The organism is Orlajensenia flava, assembly GCF_004801905.1.
GTDB lineage: Bacteria > Actinomycetota > Actinomycetes > Actinomycetales > Microbacteriaceae > Orlajensenia > Orlajensenia flava.
Map to the genome: position 1 here is coordinate 1 of NZ_SSSN01000029.1, position 1,140 is coordinate 1,140.

General features: G+C 53.5%; 1 protein-coding gene. It reads right to left on the bottom strand.

Annotated elements, in window-relative coordinates:
* On the bottom strand, positions 1–1,140 hold a 1,140-nt coding region (locus tag E6C70_RS16555; RefSeq protein ID WP_168771000.1), incomplete at both ends, for a reverse transcriptase-like protein.

Consider the following 1,140-nt stretch of genomic DNA (forward strand, 5'->3'; position numbering starts at 1 on the left):
CCCCCACTGTGCGAAAGGAAGGGGATTGAGTACCGGCTGCAGATCTCGTGAAGGTGCGTGTATCACCGGAGCGTGCATTTGACAGTTTTTACACTTCTTGGTCTTTGCTCTGGAATCGTGCAGCATGGTGGGCCAGAAGTAGCCGGCTCGGAGAGCCTTGTGGGCCAGTGCTCTTGCCCCCATGTGGTGTCCACAGATGCCTTCGTGAATCTCTGTCAGTATTAGCTCCGCGTCGGTTGGGCCGACACACTTCAAGAGTGGTCTTACCACCGACCTTCTGTATAGCTCTCCTTCGAACATGAGGTATCTTGCAGCGATCCTTTTTATCTTAGCCGAGAGACTGCGGTCCTCCGGTAACTGCTTTGTGAGCAAGTATTTCGTTATCGGAGTCATCCACGTCGTCTCGGCTTCGATGTCGCCCACCATGCTGACGGTCTCAGTGATGCTTTTAGCAGTCCTGATATCCACCAGCACGGTCCGACTGACATTCCTGATGCTTGAGCTGGCGAGTTTTGAGAGCGCGTCGGCGCGGTTGTTCTCGCTCCTGGGGATGCACTCGATCTGGAAAGACTTTAGTTTTGAAGTGTCGGCTTTGACCCTTTCCAAGTATCTTGCCATCCCGTCGTCTCGTGTTTCGTATTCTCCTCGAACTTGATTGGTCACGAGGAGTGAGTCTGTCCTTAACACGATGTGTTCTGCTCCGGCGGCCCTAGCTAGCTCGACTCCGGTTATCACCGCCTCGTATTCGGATTCGTTGTTTGAGGCTGGGAAGGTAAACTTCAAAGCGTACTCAAACTCGTCACCGTTTGGGCTGATGATAAGGATGCCGGCTCCTGAGCTGTTTGCCGTGGCGGAGCCGTCGGTGTATACTTGCCATAAACCGGGGTTTGACTCCTCTCTGTACGTGCATTCGGCCAGGAAGTCTGCCAGCGCCTGTCCTTTGATTGAAGGTCTCGGCTTGTACTGAATGCCGTAGCCGGAAAGCTCTACGGCCCACTTGATAAGCCTGCCGGAGGAGTCGAATTTCTCTAATGCTTTTTCCAATGGCTGGTCGGTTAAGACCGTCACGGGATGTGCATCAAAGTAGGGTTTCAACTTCCTGGCGGCGACTATGACGGCGAGAGCTGCTTTTTCGATCAA